Below are 4,394 nucleotides of genomic sequence, written 5' to 3' on the forward strand. Positions count from 1 at the left end.
CCGAATTGCTTGACGACCATAGAGCGTTGGAACCACCTGATCCCATCCCGAACTCAGCAGTGAAACGACGCATCGCCGATGGTAGTGTGGAGCTTCTCCATGTGAGAGTAGGTCATCGTCAAGCTTCTATCCCAAACCCCCGATCCGTGAAAACGGTTCGGGGGTTTGTCTTTGGGCGCGAGAAAAGCTCCTTTCGCGATGCGATTTGCGCAAGGCCTGGTTTGATGGTGATTGCTCTGCGCGATTTCTATGCAACCCGAGTGTGCATGGATATGATGCCTGCCTCATTAAGAGCTGGATCCAGCAACATGCTGACCCTATTGAAACTTCTGCAGGATGGACGCTTCCACTCAGGCCAAGCCTTGGGTGAAGCTCTCGGCGTAAGCAGAAGTGCCGTCTGGAAGCAGTTGCAGCAGCTGGAAGCGGAGCTGGGCCTCGCTATCTATAAAGTGCGTGGTCGGGGCTACCGGCTGCAGTTTCCCCTGAGCCTCCTCGATCAAGACGTGCTGAATCGGAAGGGCTCTCCCTGGGCTCACCGAGTTTTTGAGTCTTTGGACTCAACGAATGCCGAGGTCTCCCGAGCGCTTGCTGTGGGTGAGCTACCGCCTTTTGCAGTCATTGCGGAACGGCAGACTGAAGGGCGAGGGCGAAGGGGGCGTCGATGGGTCAGTCCTCATGCGCAGAACCTCTACTACAGTCTTGCTTTGCGCGTCGATGGTGGTGCTCGCCAGCTCGAAGGCTTGAGTCTTGTGGTTGGGTTGGCGGTGCTAAAGACCCTGCAGTCATTCGGGCTGACAGCTGCTGGTCTCAAATGGCCAAACGACCTGCTGATCAACAATCGCAAGATCGCTGGAATCCTTCTCGAACTGTTAGGTGACCCGGCTGACATCTGCCATGTCGTCATTGGGATCGGAATCAATGTGAACATGCAGCTGTCGGCCGAGGAGATAGATCAGCCCTGGACCTCGATGCAGATGGAAAGCACTGCATTGGTGGACAGGAATGCTTTGGTGTTTCGCTTGAGTGAACATCTTGACGACTATCTGAAGCGTCACAAGAGGGATGGCTTTTCTGCTCTTCGAGAAGAGTGGGAAGCCGGACATCTCTGGCAGGGGCGGCAAGTCAATTTGATCGCCGGTGTGCAGGGTATCCAGGGAGTGGTCTTGGGGATAGATGCGACGGGCGCCCTGCGCTTGAGCGTCGATGGTGAAGAGCGAGCTTACAGTGGTGGAGAGCTCAGTTTGAGGTTGAGTGATGATTCTTGAGCTTGACTGTGGCAACAGCTTTATCAAATGGCGTGTCATCGACAGCGCACAGGTTGCGACAATTGCGGGCGGCGTGGTCGGCTCCGACGACGAATTGATCTCTGCATTGCGAGCGGTGCCTGGATTGGCGCTTCGCAATTGCAGGCTGGTCAGCGTGCGTTCTGATGAGGAAACGCGTGCGCTGACTACGCGGCTCCAGGATGCTTACGGTGTGGTCTGCGTATGTGCCGTGCCGGCTGCTGAAATGTCCGGAGTACGCAACGGCTATTCAGAGTTCCAGCGTCTTGGGCTCGACCGCTGGCTAGCGGTGTTGGGTGCCTATCACATTGCCCGCAAGCCTTGTCTGGTCCTTGATCTAGGGACCGCGGTGACATCTGACTTGGTTGCTGGAAATGGCGAGCATCTCGGCGGATTTATCTGCCCCGGAATGCCGCTGATGCGCAACCAGTTAAGGACCCACACTCGCCGAATTCGCTATGACGATGAGGCTGCGGAAAGGGCGCTGCTCGACATGGCCCCCGGTCGCTCGACGGTGGAAGCCGTGGAGAGAGGGTGCCTTCTAATGCTGCGCGGCTTCGTTCAGGCGCAGATCGAACTGGCGGCTGAGCATCTCGGAAATGATTTCGAGGTCTTCCTTACTGGTGGCGATGCGCTGCTAGTAAAGAGTGTGTCGCCACGCGCAAGGGTATTGCCTGACCTGGTATTCGCCGGTTTGGCGATTGCCTGCCCATTGCATTGAGGTTGATCCATGCGTTGGTTGTTCCTGTTTCTCCTGGTCCTCAATCTCTTCTACTACGTCTGGCATCAACAGCAAGCGCCCCTGCGTCCGAAAGAGGTAGAGAGCCTTTCTCTCTATAAGGGGGGGCAGCAGGACATCCGGCTGCTCAGCGAGTCCGGCAATGTCCAGCCGAGACGCGCCGCAGTGCCTCAGGCGCCTGCGGAGGAGGCTGTCTGCCTTTTCCTGGGAGGATTCGAGCGAGAAGAACAGGCGCGTGAAGTGGAACAGCGCCTCACGAGCCTGGATGTACGTTCGACTGTAGAACCTGTCGATGCTGCTGCCGGTACTGACTATTGGGTTTACCTGGCGCCTCTGGCATCGCGAGAGGCTTCCTTGCGTCAACTCAAGGAGCTCCAGGCACGGAAAATCGATAGCTACATCGTGACGCAGGGTGATCTGGTAAACGGAATCTCCCTCGGAATCTTCCCTCGAATGGATTCTGCAGAGAGTGTCATGCAGCGATTGCGCGACGCAGGCTATGAGCCTTTCATGCGCGAACTGGCTCGTGCGCACCGTGATTACTGGGTGCGTATTGCCCCGGAAAGCCGCAGATTGGTTGACGATCCATTGCTCGAGCAGCTGTCTCGAGATTTTTTTGGATTAAAACATCAACTTATGCCGTGCGAAGGTGTTGCATCTCCTCGTTAGCTTGAATAGAATGGCGCCCGCTTCGCAGCAAGGCTCAAAAAGCTGAATTGCAAAGCGGCTGTCAAATGAAGCTAACCTCAAGATTTTAATGAGAAAAAGCTTGACAGCAGGGTGGCAGATGTTGAAAATGCCGCCTCACTTTGGAGGGATTCCCGAGCGGCCAAAGGGATCAGACTGTAAATCTGACGTCATAGACTTCGAAGGTTCGAATCCTTCTCCCTCCACCAGATTCAAAGCGAGAGCTGCAGGCTCCGCGGGTATAGTTCAGTGGTAGAACCTCAGCCTTCCAAGCTGATGATGCGGGTTCGATTCCCGCTACCCGCTCCAGGTTTACTGCTTTCGCAATGTGTTTGGCTCATGTAGCTCAGTTGGTAGAGCACACCCTTGGTAAGGGTGAGGTCAGCGGTTCAAATCCGCTCATGAGCTCCATCTTAACAAAGGCAGATATGAAAATATCTGCCTTTGTTTTAATGGTGGCGTGACTCGCTCAATTCTTGATGGGAGACGTTCTCGATGGCTAAAGAAAAGTTCGAACGTAACAAACCGCACGTCAACGTTGGCACCATCGGTCACGTTGACCATGGCAAGACCACTCTGACTGCTGCTCTGACCAAGGTCTGCTCCGAGACCTGGGGTGGTTCCGCTCGTGCGTTCGACCAGATCGACAACGCGCCGGAAGAGAAGGCTCGCGGTATCACCATCAACACCTCCCACGTTGAGTACGATTCCGCTGTTCGTCACTACGCTCACGTTGACTGCCCCGGTCACGCTGACTACGTGAAGAACATGATCACCGGTGCTGCGCAGATGGACGGCGCGATCCTGGTTTGCTCGGCTGCTGACGGCCCCATGCCGCAGACCCGCGAGCACATCCTGCTGTCCCGTCAGGTAGGCGTTCCTTACATCGTCGTGTTCCTGAACAAGGCCGACATGGTTGACGACGCCGAGCTGCTGGAACTGGTCGAAATGGAAGTTCGCGACCTGCTGAACACCTACGACTTCCCGGGCGACGACACTCCGATCATCATCGGTTCCGCTCTGATGGCCCTGGAAGGCAAGGACGACAACGAAATCGGCGTTTCCGCCGTTCGTAAGCTGGTTGAGACCCTGGACTCCTACATTCCGGAGCCGGTGCGTGCCATCGATCAGCCGTTCCTGCTGCCGATCGAAGACGTGTTCTCCATTTCCGGTCGCGGCACCGTGGTAACCGGTCGTGTTGAGCGTGGCATCGTCAAGGTTCAGGAAGAAGTCGAGATCGTCGGCATTCGTCCGACCACCAAGACCACCTGCACCGGCGTTGAAATGTTCCGCAAGCTGCTCGACGAAGGTCGTGCCGGTGAGAACGTTGGCGTCCTGCTGCGCGGCACCAAGCGTGACGACGTAGAGCGTGGTCAGGTTCTGGCCAAGCCGGGCACCATCAAGCCGCACACCAAGTTCGAGTGCGAAGTGTACGTGCTGTCCAAAGAAGAAGGTGGTCGTCACACCCCGTTCTTCAAGGGCTACCGTCCGCAGTTCTACTTCCGTACCACTGACGTGACCGGTAACTGCGAACTGCCGGAAGGCGTTGAGATGGTAATGCCGGGCGACAACATCAAGATGGTTGTCACCCTGATCGCTCCGATCGCCATGGAAGATGGCCTGCGCTTCGCGATCCGCGAAGGCGGCCGTACCGTTGGTGCCGGCGTTGTAGCCAAGATCATCGA

The 4,394-nt window shown here is 56.4% G+C and carries 4 protein-coding genes, 3 tRNA genes and 1 rRNA gene; all 8 read left to right on the top strand.

Annotation, left to right across the window (positions count from 1 at the left end):
- Positions 1-8 precede the first annotated feature (8 nt).
- Positions 9-124, top strand: a 5S ribosomal RNA gene (gene rrf, locus E8E95_RS01395).
- Between the two features lie 184 nt (positions 125-308).
- A complete protein-coding gene (birA, locus tag E8E95_RS01400; RefSeq protein ID WP_280347586.1) occupies positions 309-1,265 on the top strand; it encodes a bifunctional biotin--[acetyl-CoA-carboxylase] ligase/biotin operon repressor BirA in 957 nt (318 codons plus the stop codon).
- Positions 1,255-2,004, top strand: a complete 750-nt coding sequence (locus tag E8E95_RS01405; RefSeq protein WP_280347584.1) for a pantothenate kinase — start codon at positions 1,255-1,257, stop codon at positions 2,002-2,004. The genes birA and E8E95_RS01405 overlap by 11 nt, the downstream gene beginning before the upstream one ends.
- Before the next feature lie 9 nt (positions 2,005-2,013).
- Positions 2,014-2,691, top strand: coding sequence for an SPOR domain-containing protein (locus E8E95_RS01410; protein WP_280347585.1), 678 nt, complete (start codon positions 2,014-2,016; stop codon positions 2,689-2,691).
- A 142-nt stretch (positions 2,692-2,833) separates the two neighbouring features.
- Positions 2,834-2,918: transfer RNA gene (locus tag E8E95_RS01415), tRNA-Tyr, on the top strand.
- Between the two features lie 26 nt (positions 2,919-2,944).
- Positions 2,945-3,018 (top strand) — tRNA-Gly (locus tag E8E95_RS01420).
- 26 nt (positions 3,019-3,044) lie between these two features.
- Positions 3,045-3,120: transfer RNA gene (locus E8E95_RS01425), tRNA-Thr, on the top strand.
- Positions 3,121-3,204: 84 nt separating this feature from the next.
- Positions 3,205-4,394: elongation factor Tu (tuf, locus tag E8E95_RS01430; protein ID WP_179059910.1), on the top strand; the 1,190-nt coding region annotated here is incomplete at its 3' end.

The sequence above is a fragment of the Pseudomonas sp. BN414 genome, from assembly GCF_029871275.1.
Lineage (GTDB): Bacteria > Pseudomonadota > Gammaproteobacteria > Pseudomonadales > Pseudomonadaceae > Metapseudomonas > Metapseudomonas resinovorans_C.